The organism is Pseudomonas sp. OE 28.3 (genome assembly GCF_014268205.2).
GTDB lineage: Bacteria > Pseudomonadota > Gammaproteobacteria > Pseudomonadales > Pseudomonadaceae > Aquipseudomonas > Aquipseudomonas edaphica.
This window is the reverse complement of sequence record NZ_CP077082.1, coordinates 5,363,964-5,383,134: the sequence shown is the minus strand read 5'-3', so window position 1 is coordinate 5,383,134 and position 19,171 is coordinate 5,363,964. Positions and strand designations below refer to the sequence as shown.

Annotated in this window: 15 protein-coding genes and 1 pseudogene; 4 read left to right on the top strand and 12 right to left on the bottom strand. The window is 60.4% G+C overall.

Annotated elements, in window-relative coordinates; translation table 11 throughout:
* Positions 1-4: 4 nt before the first annotated feature.
* Both HU759_RS24165 and nadA read left to right on the top strand, forming a co-directional pair.
* Positions 5-370, top strand: a pseudogene (locus HU759_RS24165) (lactate dehydrogenase); the annotation flags it as partial.
* 237 nt (positions 371-607) lie between these two features.
* The gene (gene nadA / locus HU759_RS24160; RefSeq protein WP_017139141.1) at positions 608-1,666 is read left to right on the top strand and encodes a quinolinate synthase NadA; all 1,059 of its coding nucleotides are present in this window, start codon (positions 608-610) and stop codon (positions 1,664-1,666) included.
* A gap of 136 nt (positions 1,667-1,802) precedes the next feature.
* On the opposite strand, the gene HU759_RS24155 is transcribed toward nadA, so the two are convergent.
* The 12 genes from HU759_RS24155 to arcD (HU759_RS24100) form a co-directional block, all read right to left on the bottom strand.
* Positions 1,803-2,291, bottom strand: coding sequence for an RDD family protein (locus HU759_RS24155; protein WP_099549400.1), 489 nt, complete (start codon positions 2,289-2,291; stop codon positions 1,803-1,805).
* 94 nt (positions 2,292-2,385) lie between these two features.
* On the bottom strand, positions 2,386-2,598 hold the full coding sequence (locus HU759_RS24150; protein WP_017139143.1) for a cold-shock protein: 213 nt from the start codon (positions 2,596-2,598) through the stop codon (positions 2,386-2,388).
* A gap of 391 nt (positions 2,599-2,989) precedes the next feature.
* Positions 2,990-4,114, bottom strand: coding sequence for a glycine cleavage system aminomethyltransferase GcvT (gcvT, locus tag HU759_RS24145; RefSeq protein WP_170039889.1), 1,125 nt, complete (start codon positions 4,112-4,114; stop codon positions 2,990-2,992).
* Between the two features lie 39 nt (positions 4,115-4,153).
* Positions 4,154-5,530 carry an L-serine ammonia-lyase gene (locus tag HU759_RS24140; protein WP_170039887.1) on the bottom strand — a complete coding sequence of 459 codons (1,377 nt, stop codon included), beginning with the start codon at positions 5,528-5,530 and terminating at the stop codon, positions 4,154-4,156.
* Positions 5,531-5,715: 185 nt separating this feature from the next.
* The gene (gene gcvP, locus HU759_RS24135) at positions 5,716-8,553 is read right to left on the bottom strand and encodes an aminomethyl-transferring glycine dehydrogenase (RefSeq protein ID WP_170039885.1); all 2,838 of its coding nucleotides are present in this window, start codon (positions 8,551-8,553) and stop codon (positions 5,716-5,718) included.
* 10 nt (positions 8,554-8,563) lie between these two features.
* Positions 8,564-8,947: a glycine cleavage system protein GcvH gene (gcvH, locus tag HU759_RS24130; RefSeq protein ID WP_099549403.1), complete on the bottom strand. Its 384-nt coding sequence runs from the start codon at positions 8,945-8,947 to the stop codon at positions 8,564-8,566.
* 361 nt (positions 8,948-9,308) lie between these two features.
* Entirely contained in the window at positions 9,309-10,817 is a 1,509-nt protein-coding gene (locus HU759_RS24125) for a sigma-54-dependent transcriptional regulator (RefSeq protein WP_017139148.1), read from the bottom strand.
* Positions 10,818-11,000: 183 nt separating this feature from the next.
* A complete protein-coding gene (locus HU759_RS24120; RefSeq protein WP_138453701.1) occupies positions 11,001-11,363 on the bottom strand; it encodes a DUF5064 family protein in 363 nt (120 codons plus the stop codon).
* 18 nt (positions 11,364-11,381) lie between these two features.
* Entirely contained in the window at positions 11,382-12,311 is a 930-nt protein-coding gene (gene arcC / locus HU759_RS24115) for a carbamate kinase (protein ID WP_099486455.1), read from the bottom strand.
* A gap of 135 nt (positions 12,312-12,446) precedes the next feature.
* Positions 12,447-13,457, bottom strand: coding sequence for an ornithine carbamoyltransferase (locus HU759_RS24110; RefSeq protein WP_170039881.1), 1,011 nt, complete (start codon positions 13,455-13,457; stop codon positions 12,447-12,449).
* A gap of 69 nt (positions 13,458-13,526) precedes the next feature.
* Entirely contained in the window at positions 13,527-14,783 is a 1,257-nt protein-coding gene (gene arcA, locus HU759_RS24105; RefSeq protein WP_058422253.1) for an arginine deiminase, read from the bottom strand.
* 24 nt (positions 14,784-14,807) lie between these two features.
* Positions 14,808-16,235 (bottom strand): arginine-ornithine antiporter, encoded by a 1,428-nt coding sequence (gene arcD, locus HU759_RS24100; protein WP_017139152.1) that lies wholly within the window; start codon positions 16,233-16,235, stop codon positions 14,808-14,810.
* A 446-nt stretch (positions 16,236-16,681) separates the two neighbouring features.
* Between arcD (HU759_RS24100) and arcD (HU759_RS24095) the strand changes: the two genes are divergently transcribed.
* The gene (gene arcD / locus HU759_RS24095) at positions 16,682-18,109 is read left to right on the top strand and encodes an arginine-ornithine antiporter (RefSeq protein WP_170039879.1); all 1,428 of its coding nucleotides are present in this window, start codon (positions 16,682-16,684) and stop codon (positions 18,107-18,109) included.
* Positions 18,106-18,969: a DNA-3-methyladenine glycosylase gene (locus HU759_RS24090; protein ID WP_170039877.1), complete on the top strand. Its 864-nt coding sequence runs from the start codon at positions 18,106-18,108 to the stop codon at positions 18,967-18,969. Before arcD (HU759_RS24095) ends, HU759_RS24090 begins: the two co-directional genes overlap by 4 nt.
* Positions 18,970-19,171: the final 202 nt, after the last annotated feature.

Here is a 19,171-nt window from a genome sequence, read left to right as displayed (position 1 = left end):
GTACGGCAAACCGCCGATCTTTGACGGCAGCCGCGAATCGCAGAATTACCTGTATGTGCAAGTCCTGGACAAGGCCAGCAGCACCGCCAGCTTTGCCTATAAGGACGGCCAGTTGACCCATGCCTCGGTCACGCAGTCGGCCTCCCAGAACACCCACACGCAGAAGTAGGTGATGGCTAACCTGGTGGAAGACACCGTGGTGCTCAAGGAAGGTTCATCCAAGCGTGATTACCTGGCGCTGCTTGAGCACGCGGCCAAGGAAAGCAAAAAGTCCAAGGATGCGCTGGAGCAGTCGACGTTGAAAAATGCCCTGGCGACGATGCATGACGCGGTCATGTTGCAGGACGACCCGGATGTGTTGATGCGCTGATGCTCGACGTGATCAAAACGGGAAGGCTCAGTGATGAGCCTTCCCGTTTTTTTTTGCCCGCTCAGCGTACCGCGCAATCCCATATTAGGCTTTTGAATCGATTCGATATTCTGTAGCCTTGCGCAGCTTTACCCGTGCTTGATGAACACAATCACTTCGTCCGGCGGCGCCCGAAGGGCTCCAGAGCCGGTGGTACACTCGACTTTCGCGCTTACCGCGCTTGCAGGTCTTGCGAACATGACGCAAATTTCCGAACGCCTACTGGTTCAAGCCCACCTCGACGCCAAGCAGCCCAAGGCCCTGAGCGCCGATGAAGAGGCGAGCCTGCGCAGCGCCATCGCCGCCGAGCTCAAGGCTCAGGACGCGGTGCTGGTTGCCCACTTCTATTGCGACCCGGTGATTCAGGCCCTGGCCGAAGAAACCGGTGGCTGCGTGTCCGACTCCCTGGAAATGGCCCGCTTTGGCGCTGCCCACCCGGCCAAGACTGTGTTGGTGGCCGGTGTACGTTTCATGGGCGAGACCGCCAAAATCCTCACCCCCGAAAAACGCATCCTCATGCCCACCCTGGAAGCCACCTGCTCCCTGGACCTGGGCTGCCCGGTGGAGGAGTTTTCAGCGTTCTGCGACCAGCACCCCGAGCGCACGGTGGTGGTTTACGCCAACACTTCGGCGGCGGTCAAAGCCCGTGCCGACTGGGTTGTTACCTCCAGCTGCGCGCTGGAAATCGTCGAAAGCCTGATGGACAACGGCGAGACGATTATCTGGGGCCCGGACAAGCACCTGGGTACTTACATTCAGCGCCAGACTGGCGCAGACATGTTGCTCTGGGACGGCGCGTGCATCGTCCATGAAGAGTTCAAGTCCAAGCAGCTTGAAGACATGAAGGCGCTGTACCCGGATGCTGCGATCCTGGTGCACCCGGAGTCGCCGACGGCGGTGATTGAATTGGCTGACGCGGTGGGTTCCACCAGCCAACTGATTGCCGCAGCCCAGCGCTTGCCGAACAAGACCTTTATCGTCGCCACCGACCGCGGCATCTTCTACAAGATGCAGCAGTTGTGCCCGGACAAAGTCTTCGTTGAGGCACCGACCGCTGGCAACGGCGCGGCCTGCCGCAGTTGCGCGCACTGCCCGTGGATGGCGATGAATACGCTGGAGCGCACGCTGCAGTGTTTGCGTGAGGGCAGTAATGAGATCTTCGTCGAGCCATCGGTGATCCCGCACGCCGTGCGCCCGCTCAAACGCATGTTGGACTTTACCCAGGCTGCGCGCCTCAAGCTGGCTGGCAACGCCTGACCTGAAGTTGAACACATAAACAAAATGTGGGAGCTGGCTTGCCTGCGATAGCGGTTTATCAGTCAATGCTGCTGTGACTGAACGATCGCCATCGCAGGCAAGCCAGCTCCCACACTTGATCTCTAGTGTTCTTGGGTTACTTTTTCTGCTTTGGAATGTGCACCAGCTGCGTATCCGAGTAGATGTCATGCCAGCTGCGCTTGCGCTTATCAAACACCGACCAGACAAACCCCAACCCCACGCACAACCACGATGCAATCGCCACCACAAAGCGCAGCAGCGCCTGCCATAGGCTGATGCGCGAGCCGTCTGCGTTCTGCACGCGCACGCCCCACACCTGCATGCCCAATGTCTGCCCCGAATGGGTCCAGAACTTGGCGAAGAAACCAAACAGCACAAAAAACAGGATCGTCGACAGCAGCGGGTCGCCGTCCAGCGCGCCGGACTCGGTGAGCGTGCGCATCCTGGCTTCGCCGATAAACGCCATCCACACCAGCTTGTAGATAAACGCGGTGACGATCAGCAGGGCGGTGCACAACAGGAAGTCATAGAACATCGCTGCCAGACGACGGCCCAGGCCAACGGCGGGGAATTCGCCTTGGGGGCTCAACAAAGGTTTGGGCATGGCCGTCTCTCTTGAGAAAAAAGCCATTTTACGAGCAAACGCACATAAAAAAGCCCCTGATGTCACCATCAGGGGCTTTTTGTCGCAGTAAGGATCAGCCTTCTGCTTGTACTTCGTCAGCCTGCATGCCTTTCTGGCCTTGCACGGCGATGAAAGACACTTTCTGGCCTTCTTTCAGGCTCTTGAAGCCATTGCCCTGAATAGCGCGGAAATGCACGAACAGATCCGGACCGCTTTCTGGAGTGATAAAACCAAACCCTTTCTCGTCGTTAAACCACTTGACGGTACCGCTCTGACGATTCGACATTTCTTATTTCCTTTGACGCTAAAAATTAATGACAGCCCCTTTCACATGAAAGAGTACTGGGCTGGGTTGCAGGAAAGTAAGAGACGTCGAACGGGTTGTAGCAAACTTATGGCTACTGCCCAGGTCCAGGTTCAAAGCGACCCATGCAAACACAGTGGCTAAACTCTACGTCAACTAATATGGAAAAAACAAGCCCCGGAGAATCCCCAGGTTTTGCTCGGCCATATGACACTTCGCTGACTAAAAGTGGATCCCACATATTCGATAGCGTTGCTCACTTGTTATAGGTTTGCGCCTATTAAAATGACTATCGTCAATGCACTCTTTTATGGCGGTTGCGTTACAAATTAGTGCGCGTTAACGCAACCGCGTTACTTATAGGAACAGTCAATCAGCCACGGTAGTAACGTTGCGGTACAAATGGCATTTTACTTACACGTAGTGGCACCTTTTTCCCACGTACCAACGCAGACACTTCGGTGTCCAGTGCGACAAATGCGCTGTCCAGGTAACCCATGGCCAATGGGCCGCCCAGTGTCGGGCCAAAACCGCCGCTGCACACGCTGCCGATCACCGTGCCGTGTTCGTCGACGATTTCTGCGCCTTCACGCACCGGGGTCCGTTCCTGTGGCAGCAGGCCCACGCGCTTGCGGCTTACGCCGGCTTGTTGCTGGGTGAAGATGCGGTCAGCGCCCGGGAAGCCGCCAGCACGCGCGCCATCGGCACGACGGGCCTTGGAGATCGCCCAGAGCAGGCTGGCTTCGATCGGCGTGGTTTCGGTGTTCATGTCATGGCCATACAGGCACAGGCCGGCTTCCAGGCGCAGGGAATCGCGGGCGCCCAGGCCGATGGCTTGAACTTCGGTTTCGGCGAGCAGGCTGCGCGCCAGGCTCTCGGCATTGGCCGCCGGTACGGAGATCTCAAAACCGTCTTCGCCGGTGTAACCCGAGCGGCTCACGTAGCACTCCACGCCCAGCAGGCGCAGGGTGGCGAACTGCATGAAAGTCATCTTGGTCACTTCCGGCGCCAGGCGCGCCAGCACTTTCACTGCCTCCGGGCCTTGCAAGGCCAGCAGGGCGCGCTCTTCGAACAGCGGTTCGATGCTGCACTGCTCGCCAATGTGTTTGCGCAGGTGGGCCAGGTCCTGGTCCTTGCAGGCTGCGTTGACCACCAGGAACAGCTCGTCGTTGCCCAGGTTGGCCACCATCAGGTCATCAAGGATGCCGCCCTGGTCGTTGGTGAACATGGCGTAGCGCTGCAAGCCGACTGGCAGGTCGATGATGTCGACCGGCACCAGGGTTTCCAGGGCCTTGGCGGCGTTGGCGCCGGTCAGGCGGATCTGGCCCATGTGGGACACGTCGAACAACCCGGCTTGATCACGGGTGTGCAGGTGTTCCTTCATCACGCCCAGCGGGTATTGCACCGGCATGTCGTAGCCGGCGAAGGGCACCATGCGCGCGCCCAACTCGATGTGCAGCGCGTGCAATGGGGTTTTCAACAGGGTTTCGGTGGACATGTTCAGCTCCTGAAAAACGTGCGGACGCGCTGGTGGGCGTCAGCACTCGATAATGTTGACGGCCAAACCGCCACGGGCGGTTTCCTTGTATTTGCTTTTCATGTCGGCGCCAGTCTGGCGCATGGTGCGGATGACCTTGTCGAGTGAGACAAAGTGCTGCCCGTCACCACGCAAGGCCATGCGCACGGCATTGATCGCCTTGACCGAGCCCATGGCGTTGCGCTCGATGCACGGTACCTGCACCAGCCCGCCAATCGGGTCGCAGGTCAGGCCGAGGTTGTGTTCCATGCCGATCTCGGCAGCGTTTTCCACTTGGGACACGCTGCCGCCCAACACTTCGCACAAAGCGCCTGCGGCCATGGAACAGGCCACGCCGACTTCGCCCTGGCAGCCGACTTCGGCGCCGGAAATCGAGGCGTTTTCCTTGTACAAAATACCGATGGCGGCGGCGGTGAGCAGAAAGCGCACCACGCCGTCCTCGTTCGCGCCGGGGATAAAGCGCATGTAGTAATGCAACACCGCCGGCACAATCCCGGCCGCACCGTTGGTGGGCGCGGTGACCACGCGCCCGCCGTTGGCGTTTTCTTCGTTGACCGCCAGCGCATACAGGTTGACCCAATCCAGCACCGACAACGGGTCGCGCAATGCCGATTCGGGGTTCTTGCACAGCTGCCGATGCAGCGCCGCCGCACGGCGCTTGACCTTCAAACCACCGGGCAAGATGCCTTCGTTGCGACACCCGGCATCCACGCAGTCCTGCATCACCTGCCAGATGTTCAGCAAGCCGGCGCGAGTCTCCGCCTCCGGGCGCCAGGCACTTTCATTGGTGAGCATCACCTGGCTGATGGACAGCCCGTAGGTGGCGCAATGGCCAAGCAAGTCCTTGGCGTGCTTGAAAGGGAAGGTCAGCGGCGTGGTGTCTTCGACAATCCGGTCAGCGCCGGCAGCGTCTTCATCCACCACAAACCCACCGCCGACCGAGTAATACTCGCGGCTGCGGATCTGGATCCCGGCGGTGTCGAAGGCGCGAAAAATCATGCCATTGGGGTGGTAGGCGAGAGGCTTGCGAATCATCGCCAGGTGTTCTTTCTCGTTGAACGCAATGCTGTGTTCTCCGAGCAGGTTCAAGCGACCGTCACTGCGCATTTGCGCAAGGCGTGCGGCGACGGTTTCAGTATTCACGGTGTCTGGGTGTTCGCCTTCCAGGCCCAGCAACACGGCCTTGTCGCTGCCGTGACCTTTGCCGGTGGCGCCCAGCGAGCCATAGAGCTCCACCTTGATGCCGCTGGTGGCGCTCAGCAGGTTGTCGCGCTTGAGGCCTTCGACGAATCGAGCGGCGGCGCGCATCGGGCCGACGGTATGGGAGCTGGAGGGGCCGATGCCAATCTTGAACAGGTCGAACACGCTAAGGGACATGGTTGTTCTCCGGTTTCTTATTATTTTGGAAGACTTGCTCGCTCAGTGCAGAAACCGGGCTTGTGTGGGAGCTGGCTTGCCTGCGATAGCATCACCCTGGTCTACCTGATAGACCGAGGTGCCTGCATCGCAGGCAAGCCAGCTCCCACAAAAGCCAGCTCCCACATTGACCGAGTTCAGTCAGATCACGCGTAGCTCTCGATCGACGGGCACGCACACACCAGGTTACGGTCGCCAAACACGTTGTCGACCCGGCCAACCGGCGGCCAGTATTTGCCTTCGATCAACGATGCCACCGGGTACACCGCCTGTTCACGGCTGTACGGGTGGCTCCATTCACCGACGATTTCAGCCGCCGTGTGCGGGGCGTTTTTCAGTGGGTTGTCGTCCTTGTCCAAGGTGCCGTTTTCGACTGCGCGAATTTCCTCGCGGATGGCGATCATGGCGTCACAGAAACGGTCCAGTTCTTCCCTGGATTCGCTTTCGGTCGGCTCGATCATCAAGGTGCCCGCTACCGGGAACGACATGGTCGGCGCATGGAAGCCAAAGTCGATCAGGCGCTTGGCCACGTCATCCACGCTGATGCCGCTGCTGTCTTTCAAGGGGCGCAGGTCGAGGATGCATTCGTGCGCCACCAGGCCATTGCTGCCGGTGTAGAGCACGGGGTAATGCTCTTCGAGGCGACGGGAAATGTAGTTGGCGTTCAGGATCGCCAGCTGCGAAGCGCGCTTGAGGCCCGCGCCGCCCATCATGCTGATGTACATCCAGGTGATCGGCAAAATGCTCGCGCTGCCAAATGGCGCCGCGCACACCGCGCCTTCCTTGCGCTCCATGGCCGCGTGGCCTGGCAGGAATGGCGTGAGGTGGGATTTAACCCCAATCGGGCCAACGCCCGGGCCGCCACCGCCGTGCGGAATGCAGAAGGTTTTGTGCAGGTTCAGGTGGGACACGTCGCCTCCGAACTTGCCCGGTGCGCACAGGCCGACCATTGCGTTCATGTTGGCGCCGTCGATGTACACCTGGCCGCCGTTGTCATGAATGATCCCGCAGATTTCGCGGATGCCTTCTTCGAACACGCCGTGGGTGGACGGGTAGGTGATCATCAGCGCAGCGAGGTGCTCGCGGTGCTCGATGGCTTTGGCGCGCAGGTCTTCGATGTCGACGTTGCCGCGTGCGTCGCAGGCGGTCACCACCACGCGCATACCGGCCATGTTGGCGGTCGCAGGGTTGGTGCCGTGGGCCGAAGACGGGATCAGGCAGATGTCGCGGCGTTCTTCGCCACGGCTCTGGTGGTAAGCACGAATGGCCAGCAGGCCTGCGTATTCACCTTGGGAACCGGCGTTCGGCTGCAGGGAGATCGCGTCGTAGCCGGTGGCCGCGCAGAGCATGGCTTCCAGGTCGGAAGTCAGCTCCAGGTAGCCGGCGCTTTGTGCGGCCGGGGCGAAGGGGTGCAGGGCACCGAATTCGGCCCAGGTCACCGGGATCATTTCGCTGGCGGCGTTGAGTTTCATGGTGCACGAACCCAGCGGGATCATGGTGCGGTCCAGCGCCAGGTCCTTGTCGGCCAGCTTGCGCAGGTAGCGCATCAGCTCGGTTTCGGAGTGGTAACGGTTGAACACCGGGTGGCTGAGGATCGGCGACTGGCGCAACAGCGCGGCGGGCAAGGTGCTTTCAGTCGCAGCAAAGGCGGGCAGTGCCTTGCCGTCGGCGAAGATCGCCCACAGGGCTTCGATATCGGCCTGGGTGGTGGTTTCGTCGACCGACAGGCCAACGCGTTCAGCATCGACCACACGCAGGTTGATGCGCTGGGCGCAAGCCTTGTCGTGCAGGGCGGCGGTGTTGGCGCCCGTGTTGAGGGTGATCGTGTCGAAGAAGTTTGCCTGCTCAACCTTAAGGCCCAGGGCGGTCAAGCCTTTGGCCAGGATCGCGGTCAGCTGATGAATGCGCTGGGCGATCTGGGTCAGGCCTTTAGGGCCGTGGTACACGGCGTACATGCTGGCGATGTTAGCCAGTAGCACTTGCGCGGTGCAGATGTTGCTGGTGGCTTTCTCGCGACGGATATGTTGCTCGCGGGTCTGCATGGCCAGGCGCAGGGCCGGCTTGCCGAAACGGTCGACCGACACACCGACCAGACGGCCGGGCATGTCGCGCTTGAACGCATCCTTGGTGGAGAAGTACGCCGCGTGCGGGCCACCAAAACCCAGCGGTACGCCGAAGCGTTGCGCGCTGCCGATGGCCACGTCGGCGCCGAACTCACCCGGCGGGGTCAGCAGGGTCAGGGCCAGCAGGTCTGCGGCCACGGCCACCAGTGCGTTGGCGGCGTGGAAGCGCTCGGTCAGTTCGCGGTAGTCGAACACGTCACCGTTGCTGGCCGGGTATTGCAGCAGGGCGCCGAAGAATGCGCTGACGTCGCTCAGCTCGCGTTCATCGCCCACCACCACGTCGATGCCCAGCGGCTCGGCACGGGTGCGCAGCACGTCGAGGGTTTGCGGGTGGCTGTGGACCGAGGCGAAGAAGGCATTGCTGCCCTTGTTCTTGCTCAGGCGCTTGCAGAAGGTCATGGCTTCTGCGGCGGCGGTGGCTTCGTCGAGCAAGGAGGCGTTGGCGATCGGCAGGCCGGTAAGGTCGCTGATCAGGGTCTGGAAGTTGAGCAGCGCTTCCAGGCGGCCTTGGGAAATCTCGGGTTGATAGGGCGTGTAGGCGGTGTACCAGGCCGGGTTTTCCAGCAGGTTGCGCAGGATCGGCGACGGCGTGTGGCAGTTGTAATAGCCCTGGCCGATGTAGGTCTTGAACAGTTGGTTCTTGCCGGCGATGGCCTTGATCTTGGCCAGGGCCTGGGCTTCGCTCAGGCCGTCTTCCAGGCCGAGCACGCTGGTGCCCTTGATGCTTTCCGGGATCACGCTGGCGCTGAGGGCTTCGAGGGAGTCAAAGCCCAGGCTTGCGAGCATGTGCTGCTCATCTTCCTGGCGCGGGCCGATGTGGCGGGCGATGAATTCGTTGGCGGTGCTGAGATTGATGGTCATGGCGCGCTCCTCAGGCTTCAGCGTTGGCTTTGATCAGGCGGTCGTACGCATCCTGATCCAGCAGTTTAGCTACCGCCTCGGCGTCGGCCGGTTTAAAGCGGAAGAACCAACCTTCGCCCATCGGGTCTTCGTTGACCAGTTCCGGGCTGTCGCTGAGTGCTTCGTTCACTTCGAGCACTTCACCGGTCAGCGGCATGTACACGCCGCTGGCTGCCTTGACCGATTCCACGGTGGAGGCTTCGGCGCCCTTGTCGTAAGCCTGCAACTCCGGCAGTTGCACGAAAACCACATCACCCAGCGCATTCTGCGCGAAAGCGGTGATACCCACGGTGACGCTGCCATCGGCTTCGGCGCGCAGCCATTCGTGATCTTCAGTGAAACGCAACTCGCTCATGGAAACTCCTCAGGGCCAGATTCGTCTGGTGGACGGGATTGGAATAATGGGGAGTTGCTTAGCAATATTGCGGCCAATGTTATTAAGTCGTTATAAATCATCTACTTAACGATTTTGGTTATGACGATATGATTTTCAGCTGTAGCGATTTCGCTACACTCGGGCACGCCAAAAAAAGCCTATGCGGATCAAAGCCTTGCATGGCGCGTAAAAAACAGGGTTGTAGCGATATCGTTACGCTGTAGCGCTTTCAGTACAGCGGATGTCGTTCTCAGACCAAAACTTGGATGCCCTCCATGGGGGAGGGGGCTTGTGTGGGAGCTGGCTCCCACACAAGCCCCACATTTTGATCTCTACATTTTCAGGGCTTATTGGGAATGCCGTACTTGCGCAAGCGATGGGCAATTGCCGTGTGCGATGTTTGCAAGCGGCTGGCCAGTTGGCGGGTCGAGGGATAACTGGTGTAGAGCGTTTCCAGCAGGTTGCGCTCGAAGTCTTCCACCGCTTGTTCCAGGCTGTCGACTTCGCCGTCGCTCTGGCGCGCCACCGAGGTGCCGGCGATGTCGAGGTCGCCGATGTCCACCAGGCTGCTTTCGCAGATGGCGGCGGCGCGGAAGATCACGTTTTGCAGTTGGCGCACATTACCCGGCCAGCGGTTGCCGAGCAGCGCCGGGTAAGTGCCGGGCGCCAAGCGACACACCGGGCGCTGGATCTGCGCACAGGCCTGCTGCATGAAGTAGCGGGCCAGCAGCAGAATGTCCTGGCCGCGCTCGCGCAGCGGCGGCACTTCGACGTTGAGCACATTAAGGCGGTAAAACAGGTCTTCGCGGAAGGTGCCCTCGCTGACCATTTTTTCCAGGTCGCGATGGGTGGCGCTGAGGATGCGCACATTGACCTTCACTTCACGGTCGCCGCCCACCCGGCGAAAGCTGCCGTCGTTGAGAAACCGCAGCAGCTTGGCCTGCAAATATGGCGACATCTCACCGATCTCATCAAGGAACACCGTGCCCTGATTGGCCAACTCCATCAGCCCCGGCTTGCCGCCACGCTGCGCGCCGGTAAAGGCGCCAGGGGCATAACCGAACAATTCACTTTCGGCCAGGTTCTCCGGCAACGCCGCACAGTTCAAGGCCAAAAACGGTGCACTGTGCCGCGCGCTGATGGCATGGCAGGCACGCGCGACCAGCTCTTTGCCGGTGCCGGTTTCGCCCTGGATCAACAGCGGCGCATCCAGCGCCGCCACCCGTTGCGCCCGCGCCTTGAGCGTGCGGATCACCGGCGACTCGCCCAGCAGCGCATCAAAACCTTCGGCATGGTCATGGTGCAGCGCCGACAGCTGTTCGCCGATGCGGTTGGGTTGGTACAGAGTGAGCAGGGCGCCGGCGTCAGTGATCGGCGTGGCGTCGAGCAAAAAGGTCTGGCCGTTGACGCTGATTTCGCGCAACGGCAAACGAAAGCCCTGTTCGAGCAAAGTCTCCAGCAGCGCCGGGTCGTTGAACAACGCGCTGATGCTTTCACCCGCCGGTTCGCGGCCATACAGCGCGATCAGCGCCGGGTTGGCCAGCAGGATCTTGCCCGCGCTGTCCAGGGCCAGCACCGGGTCGGTCATGGCCGCGAGCAACGCGTCGAGTTGCAGGTGGCGACGTTGGCCGGGGAGGATATCCACCACGGTGACCGCCTGTACGCCGTGCACGCTGAACAGCGCGTCGCGCAGCTCTTCGAGCACCTCGGCGCTCAGCGTCGGCGCGTCGATGTACACGTTGGGCGGCACCATCTCCACCGCATCCAGGTTGAGATTGCGCCCACCGAGCAGGGCCAGGACTTCCTGGGTAATGCCGACGCGGTCGATGAAGCTGACGTGGATACGCATGGGGCTGGCAATTCTGGGGAACTGGAGGCGGCAAGTATGCCTTGGAGCGCAGGGAGATCAAAATGTGGGAGCTGGCTTGCCTGCGATAGCATCACCTTGGTCTACCTGATACACCGAGGTGACCGCATCGCAGGCAAGCCAGCTCCCACACAAGCCAGCTCCCACATTGGACTTACGGTGTTGTTACTCCAGGTGTTCCGGTTTGACCGGATCGCCGGATTTCACATCCAACTGATGCCGCACATCCTCAAACATCAAGTCGTACTGCTTGTGCATCGAGCCGTTAAGCGTCGCAACCTTCGGCATTCCATATTTCTGCGCGATGTTCATCGCATGCCGGGCAAAGTCGAAGGCCTGATCCTTGGGTAAAAAGAATTCCTCCTTGAGGTCCTTGCCCTGCACCGAGCCGTGCAGCTTGAAGATCATTCCCTTGCCTTCCTTTGGATCCTGGCTGACCTCGTAGTCGATGCACAGGTTGTAGCTGTAGTCATCCTTGTTGAGCGCGTGACGTTCGATGTGCAGGTGACCGGGTTCAAAGGTGGCCATAGGCGTTTCTCCTCTACTTCACAGGTAGGTGATGCCAGGTTTTGCCGTGCTGATACGCGTGCCGGCGCTGCCCTGGACGATGGCTTCGATGTCCGAGAGTGAACCGATGACGGCAGTTTTGCCAGTCTGGCGGGCGAACTCGCAGGCCGCTTGTACCTTCGGCCCCATGGAGCCGGCGGCGAAGCCGAGCTTCTCCATGTCGTCGGGATGGGCCTGGCCGATGGCCTTTTGGGTCGGCTTGCCGAAGTCGATAAAAGCCGCATTGACGTCGGTGGCAATCACCAGCAAATCCGCGTCCAGTTGTGATGCCAGCAAGGATGAGCACAGGTCTTTGTCGATCACCGCTTCAATGCCGCGCAGCGTGCCGTCTTCGCCATACATGGTCGGGATGCCGCCGCCACCGGCGCAAATCACAATTGCGCTTTTTTCCAGCAGCCACTTGATCGGGCGGATTTCAAAGATGCGTTTCGGGCGTGGGCTGGCCACCACACGACGGTATTTATCGCCATCGGGCGCGATGGCCCAGCCTTTTTCGGCGGCAAGTTTCTCGGCTTCGGCCTTGGAGTACACCGGGCCGATGGGCTTGGTCGGGTTCTGGAAGGCCGGGTCTTTGGCGTCGACTTCCACTTGGGTGAGCAAGGTGGCGAACGGCACCTCGAAGTCCAGCAAGTTGCCCAGTTCCTGTTCGATGATGTAGCCGATCATGCCTTCGGTCTCGGCGCCGAGCACGTCCAGTGGGTACGGCGAAACCTGGGTGTAAGCCGCTGCCTGCAACGACAGCAGGCCGACTTGCGGGCCATTGCCGTGGGCGATCACCAATTCGTTGCCGGGGTGGATTTTGGCGATCTGTTCGGTGGCGATACGGATATTGGCGCGTTGGTTGTCCGCCGTCATGGGTTCACCACGGCGGAGCAGGGCGTTACCGCCCAGGGCTACGACGATGCGCATAATGCATTCCTTTTAGAAGGATCGTTCCCACGCTCTGCGTGGGAATGCCTCACTGGACGCTCTGCGTCCGCTCTTGTGACGCAGAGCGTCACTGGCTGCATTCCCACGCAGAGCGTGGGAACGATCAGAGTGGGGTTAGATATCCGCCAGCGCCGACACCAGAATCGCCTTGATGGTATGCATGCGGTTTTCCGCCTGCTCAAACGCGATGTTGGCTGGCGACTCGAACACTTCCTCAGTCACTTCCACACCATTGGCCAGGTTCGGATAGCGCGCGGCGATGTCCTTGCCCACCTTGGTTTCGCTGTTATGGAACGCCGGCAGGCAGTGCATGAACTTCACGCGCGGGTTGCCCGAGGCTTTCATCATCTTGGCGTTGACCTGGTACGGCAGCAGTTGCTCGATACGCTCGTCCCACGCTTCCACCGGCTCACCCATCGACACCCAGATATCGGTGTGGATGAAGTCGACGCCTTTGACGGCTTCTTTCGGGTCTTCGGTGATGGTGATGCGTGCGCCGCTTTCCTCGGCAAACACCTGGCACTGCTTGATGAAATCTTCGTGTGGCCACAGGGCTTTCGGCGCGCCGATGCGCACGTCCATGCCCAGTTTGGCGCCGATCATCAGCAACGAATTGCCCATGTTGTAGCGCGCGTCGCCCAGGTACGCGTAGCTGATGTCATGCAGCGGCTTGTCGCTGTGCTCGCGCATGGTCAGGGTGTCGGCGATCATTTGGGTCGGGTGGAATTCGGCGGTGAGGCCGTTGAATACCGGCACACCGGCGAACTTGGCCAGCTCTTCGACGATTTCCTGTTCAAAGCCACGGTACTCGATGGCATCGAACATGCGGCCCAGGACGCGGGCGGTGTCTTTCATGCTTTCTTTGTGGCCGATCTGCGACGACACCGGGTCAATGTAGGTGACGTGGGCGCCCTGGTCATGGGCCGCCACTTCGAACGCGCAACGGGTGCGAGTCGAGGTTTTTTCGAAGATCAGCGCGATGTTTTTGCCTTGCAGGTGCGGACGCTCGGTGCCGGTGTACTTGGCGCGTTTGAGGTCGCGGGACAGGTCCAGCAGGTAGTTCAGCTCGCGGGTAGTGTGGTGCATCAGCGAGAGCAGGCTGCGGTTGCGCATATTAAAAGCCATGATGGATCTCCTTAGGTTTCGGTTATCCCCCTGGCCGCTGCTGGATAAGCAGCGGCCAAGGCCAAAAAATCAATAGTCGATGGGGTCGCGGATGATCGGGCAGGTCATGCAGTGGCCACCGCCACGGCCTCGGCCCAGTTCACCGGCGCTGATGGTGATGACTTCCACACCGGCCTTGCGTAGCAAGGTGTTGGTGTAGGTGTTGCGGTCATAGCCGATCACCACGCCAGGCTCCACGGCCACCACGTTGTTGCCGTCATCCCATTGCTCGCGTTCGGCGGCGAAGCTGTTGCCGCCGGTCTCGACCACTCGCAGCGCCTTGAGGTTAAGGGCTGCGGCCACGGTTTCGAGGAAGTTGGTTTTCTCCCGCTGGATGTCGATGCCGTGTGGTTTGCTTTCATCCGGGCGCAGGGTGAAGGGCACGATCTGGTTGACCACTTCGGGGAAGATGGTCACCAGGTCGCGGTCGCAGAAGCTGAACACCGTATCCAGGTGCATCGCCGCGCGGGACTTCGGCAGGCCGGCAACGATCACGCGTTCCACGGCTTTGTTCTTGAACAGGTTGCGCGCCAGTTGGCCAATCGCCTGGTGCGAAGAACGCTCGCCCATGCCGATCAACACCACGCCATTGCCAATCGGCATCACGTCGCCGCCTTCCAGTGTGGCGGCCCCGTGTTCCTGGTCGGGGTCGCCGTACCAGATCTGGAAGTCGGCGTTGGTGAACTCGGGGTGGAATTTATAGATGGCGCTGGCCAACAGGGTTTCCTGACGTCGCGCCGGCCAGTACATCGGGTTGAGCGTCACACCGCCGTAGATCCAGCAGGTGGTGTCGCGGGTGAACTGAGTGTTGGGCAGCGGCGGCAGAATGAAGCTTGAGTGGCCGAGGAAGTCGCGGAACATCTCGATGGTCCGGCCGCCGAAGCTGCTCGGCAGGTCATCGGCCGACACGCCGCCAATCAGGAACTCGCTGATTTTGCGCGGCTCCAGGCTGCGCAGCCATGAGCCGACTTCATCGACCAGGCCCAGGCCCACCGTATTGGCGGTGATCTTGCGCTCCAGAATCCAGTCCAACGCTTCGGGGATGGCGACGATATCGGTCAGCAGGTTGTGCATTTCCAGCACATCAATGTCCCGCTCGCGCATCTTGGTTACGAAGTCGAAGTGGTCGCGCTTGGCCTGGGCCACCCACAACACGTCATCGAACAGCAGTTCATCGCAGTTGTTGGGGGTCAGCCGCTGGTGGGCCAAACCTGGGGAGCACACCATGACTTTACGCAGTTTGCCGGCTTCGGAATGTACGCCGTACTTCACTTTTTCCGTGGTCATTACAGATCCTCCAGTGAACAAAAGTTACAGAGTCAGGAAGCCGGCGTAGAGGCCATAAGCAGCCACCAGGGCGCCAATGACTACCGCGGCGAAAATCAGCTTCTCGACGTTGGTGAAAATCGGTTTGCCCAGTTCATGCTTGGCCTTGGCGAACAGGATCACGCCGGGGGCATACAGCAGGGCGGAGAGCAGCAGGTACTTGGTGCCACCGGCGTAGAGCAGCCACACCGCGTAGATCAACGCGATGGCGCCGATGAACAGGTCTTTCTTGCGCTCGCGCAGGGCGTTTTCGTAGGTCTCGCCGCGCACCGCCAGCAGCAGTGCATAGGCCGCCGACCACAGGTAAGGCACCAGGATCATCGAGGTGGCGAGGTAGATCAGCGACAGGTAAGTGCTGGCCGAAAACAGCGTGATGACCAGGAAAACCTGGACCATCGCATTGGTCAGCCACAGGGCATTGACCGGCACGTGGTTGGCGTTTTCCTTACGCAGGAACTCCGGCATGGTGTGGTCCTTGGCGGCGGCGAACATGATCTCCGCACACAGCAGCACCCACGACAGCAGCGCACCCAACAGCGAGATGATCAAGCCGACGCTGATCAACACCGCGCCCCAGTGGCCCACCACATGCTCCAGCACGGCAGCCATCGAAGGGTTCTGCAGTTTGGCCAGTTCCGGTTGGGTCATGATGCCCAGGGACAGCACGTTCACCAGCATCAAAAACAGCAGCACGGTGATAAAACCGATTACGGTGGCCTTGCCGACGTCGCTGCGTTTTTCTGCACGGGACGAGAAGATGCTCGCGCCTTCGATGCCGATAAACACCCACACGGTGACCAGCATCATGTTGCGCACCTGGTTCATCACGCTGCCCAGGTCGGGGTTTTTCACGCCCCAGATGTCGGCGGTGAAAATGTCCAGCTTGAACGCGAACACAGCGATCAACACGAACAGCACCAGCGGCACCACTTTGGCGACGGTGGTCACCAGGTTGATGAACGCCGCTTCCTTGATGCCGCGCAGTACCAGAAAGTGCACGGCCCACAGCAGCACCGAGGCGCCAATCACCGCAGCGGGTGTGTTGCCTTCGCCAAAGATCGGGAAGAAGTAACCGAGGGTGCTGAACAGCAACACGAAGTAACCGACGTTACCCAGCCAGGCGCTGATCCAGTAACCCCACGCCGATGAGAAGCCCATGTAGTCGCCGAAGCCGGCCTTGGCGTAGGCGTACACGCCGCCGTCGAGGTCAGGTTTGCGGTTGGCCAGGGTCTGGAACACGAAAGCCAGGGTGAGCATGCCGATGGCGGTAATGACCCAGCCGATCAACACCGCGCCGACATCGGCGCTGGCGGCCATGTTTTGCGGCAGTGAGAAGATCCCGCCGCCAATCATTGAGCCCACGACCAGCGCAACCAGGGCGCCGAGTCGAAGTTTTCCGGGAGTGTCAGACATTGCATGACTCCAATGCAGGAGAAGAGAGAGCACAGAATAATTCTGTGCGCTGATCAAACAGCTGACTTAGATCACGTCATTGGCACATTCCATTGTGAATTAATGACTTAGGGGTAAGATCCCGGGGCAATAGTTTCCCCCGAAAAGGCGCTTTCCAGAGCGGCTCCTGCGTTTTGATCAAGCATTTAGTCCGAGGTGTGGACGTTTGACCCTAGCCCGCTTTGTCGAATGTGCAAACTTTTCTCAATTAACGGGTTAAGTCTGCAAAAACTGGCCAAGTGCCTGCTCTATTTAAAATCTAAATAAGCTTAAACTTTATAAACTGTCATGCCGTTGCGTTATGAGCGTGACGGTTTTATCGCTGTCTTTAATAAACGCTGCACTCGCTGATTTAATTAGTTGAGTGCGCGCTTGTTCTCTCAAACTATTTTATTTCAGGAGTTTGCATGTCCCAACCGGCCGAGAAACTACGTCTCAGCGCGCTGATTGCCCTGGTGGTGGGGTCGATGATCGGCGGCGGGATTTTCTCTTTGCCGCAGAACATGGCCGCACGCGCCGAAGTGGGCGCCGTGCTGATCGGCTGGGCCATCACCGCCGTCGGCATGCTCACCCTGGCGTTTGTGTTCCAGACCCTGGCCAATCGCAAACCCGAACTGGATTCCGGCGTGTACGCCTACGCCAAGGCCGGGTTCGGTGACTACATGGGGTTTTCGTCGGCCTGGGGCTACTGGATCAGTGCGTGGATGGGCAACGTCGGTTATTTCGTGTTGCTGTTCAGCACCCTCGGCTACTTTTTTCCGGTGTTCGGCCAGGGCAATACGCCGGTCGCCATCGGCTGCGCCTCACTGCTGCTGTGGGCCGTGCATTTTCTGGTGCTGCGCGGCATCAAGGAGGCGGCGTTCATCAACCAGATCACCACCGTGGCGAAGATCGTGCCGTTGCTGATGTTTATCGTGATCGCCGCCGTGGCGTTCAAGGCGGATATTTTCACCCGTGATATCTGGGGCCTGGGCAACCCGCAATTTGGCAGCGTGGTCGATCAGGTGCGCAGCATGATGCTGGTCACCGTGTTCGTGTTTATCGGCATCGAGGGCGCCAGCGTGTATTCGGCGCGCGCCGAGAAGCGCTCGGACGTGGGCCGCGCCACCGTGATCGGCTTTCTCGGCGTGCTGGCACTGCTGGTGCTGGTGAATGTGCTGTCCCTGGGCATCATGAGCCAGCCGGAGCTGGCGCAATTGCAAAACCCTTCACTGGCGGGTGTGCTGGAACATATCGTCGGGCCGTGGGGCGCGATGGCGATCAGCATCGGGTTGGCCGTGTCACTGCTCGGCGCCTTGCTCTCATGGGCGCTGCTGTGTGCGGAAATCCTCTACGCCACTGCCCATGACAAGACCATGCCGGCCTTCCTGAAAAAGGAAAACCCCAACCGGGTGCCGGTCAACGCGCTGTGGCTGACCAACCTGATGATCCAGGTGTTCCTGGTGATCACGCTGTTTTCCCACAGCACTTACACCACCCTGATTTACCTGGCCTCGTCGATGATCCTGGTGCCCTACCTGTGGTCGGCGGCCTACGCGGTGCTGTTGAGCGGGCGCGGTGAAACCTATGCCGGTGCCCAGCGCCAGCGCTATAAGGATTTGCTGGTCGGCCTGATCGCTCTTGGCTATGCCGTCTGGCTGCTGTACGCCGGCGGCTTGAAGTACCTGCTGCTCTCGGCGCTGTTGTATGCGCCCGGCGTGATCCTGTTTGCCCTGGCCAAGCGCGAGCAGGGCCAGCCCTTGTTTACGCACATGGAAAAGGGCATTTTCAGCTGCGTGATCGCGGGCGCGGGGCTGGCGGCTTATGGGCTGTATAGCGGGGTGTTGTCGTTGTGAGATTGGCGTATCAGCCGCCCTATGACTGGGCGGCAATGCTGGGTTTTTTATCGGCGCGGGCGATCACCGGGCTGGAGACCGTTGAGGCCGGCGTGTATCGGCGCAGCATCAGCGTGAACGGGCAGCACGGCTGCATCAGCGTGGCACCGGGTGCGGGCGATTGGCTGGAAGTGGGTGTTGAGTTCCCCGACGCGGCGGCGCTGCCCGAGATCGAGCGGCGCCTGCGGGCCATGTTCGATCTGGACGCCCGGCCTGGGTTGATCAATGCGCAGCTGGCCGCCGACCCGTTGATGGCACAACTGGTGGCTGCGCGCCCTGGCCTGCGTGTACCGGGGACGTGGGACGGTTTGGAACTGGCGATTCGTGCGGTGCTGGGCCAGCAGATCACGGTGGTCGCGGCCATTCGCCTGGCGGGTAAATTGGTGGCGCAGTATGGCCAGCCGCTGCAAACGCCCTATGCCGGTATTACCCATGTGTTTCCTGTTGCCGAAGTCTTGGCGGCGGCGGACCTCGCGACCTTGGGCATGCCCAAGGCGCGGGGCCGTACTTTGTCAGGTGTGGCTCAGGCGTTGCTGGAAGATCCGCAGTTATTTGCACCCAAGGCCAACCTCAAGGACGGCGTGGCGCGGCTGGTGGCCTTGCCGGGAATCGGCGACTGGACCGCGCAGTACATCGCCATGCGTCAGTTGCGTGAGCCGGATGCGTTTGCGTCGGGGGATATTGGCTTGATCAATGCGCTGGCGGCACTGGAAGGCGGGCCGGTGTCGGCGCGGCAGTTGTTGGCGCGTGCCGAGGCGTGGCGGCCTTTAAGGGCGTATGCGGCGCAGCATTTGTGGACGTCGTTGAGCCGGGTGGACTGAGGGTGGCTGTCAGGGCCTCATCGCAGGCAAGCCAGCTCCCACATTTGACTGTGGCCACACTTTCAATGTGTGAGAGCCAGCTCCCACATTTGACTGTGACCACACTCTCAATGTGTGAGAGCCAGCTTCCACATTTGACTGTGGCCACACTTTCAATGTGTGAGAGCCAGCTCCCACATTTGACTGTGGCCACACTTTCAAT

Excerpts from the sequence above, each read along its gene's own strand:
- HU759_RS24110 (WP_170039881.1), bottom strand. The coding sequence starts at position 13,457 with ATGGCTTTTAATATGCGCAACCGCAGCCTGCTCTCGCTGATGCACCAC.
- HU759_RS24125 (WP_017139148.1), bottom strand. The coding sequence starts at position 10,817 with ATGCGTATCCACGTCAGCTTCATCGACCGCGTCGGCATTACCCAGGAA.
- gcvT (WP_170039889.1), bottom strand. The coding sequence starts at position 4,114 with ATGTCCACCGAAACCCTGTTGAAAACCCCATTGCACGCGCTGCACATC.
- arcD (WP_017139152.1), bottom strand. The coding sequence starts at position 16,235 with ATGTCTGACACTCCCGGAAAACTTCGACTCGGCGCCCTGGTTGCGCTG.
- gcvP (WP_170039885.1), bottom strand. The coding sequence starts at position 8,553 with ATGACCATCAATCTCAGCACCGCCAACGAATTCATCGCCCGCCACATC.
- arcD (WP_170039879.1), top strand. The coding sequence starts at position 16,682 with ATGTCCCAACCGGCCGAGAAACTACGTCTCAGCGCGCTGATTGCCCTG.
- arcC (WP_099486455.1), bottom strand. The coding sequence starts at position 12,311 with ATGCGCATCGTCGTAGCCCTGGGCGGTAACGCCCTGCTCCGCCGTGGT.
- gcvH (WP_099549403.1), bottom strand. The coding sequence starts at position 8,947 with ATGAGCGAGTTGCGTTTCACTGAAGATCACGAATGGCTGCGCGCCGAA.
- HU759_RS24140 (WP_170039887.1), bottom strand. The coding sequence starts at position 5,530 with ATGTCCCTTAGCGTGTTCGACCTGTTCAAGATTGGCATCGGCCCCTCC.
- nadA (WP_017139141.1), top strand. The coding sequence starts at position 608 with ATGACGCAAATTTCCGAACGCCTACTGGTTCAAGCCCACCTCGACGCC.
- HU759_RS24155 (WP_099549400.1), bottom strand. The coding sequence starts at position 2,291 with ATGCCCAAACCTTTGTTGAGCCCCCAAGGCGAATTCCCCGCCGTTGGC.
- arcA (WP_058422253.1), bottom strand. The coding sequence starts at position 14,783 with ATGACCACGGAAAAAGTGAAGTACGGCGTACATTCCGAAGCCGGCAAA.
- HU759_RS24150 (WP_017139143.1), bottom strand. The coding sequence starts at position 2,598 with ATGTCGAATCGTCAGAGCGGTACCGTCAAGTGGTTTAACGACGAGAAA.
- HU759_RS24120 (WP_138453701.1), bottom strand. The coding sequence starts at position 11,363 with ATGGCCACCTTTGAACCCGGTCACCTGCACATCGAACGTCACGCGCTC.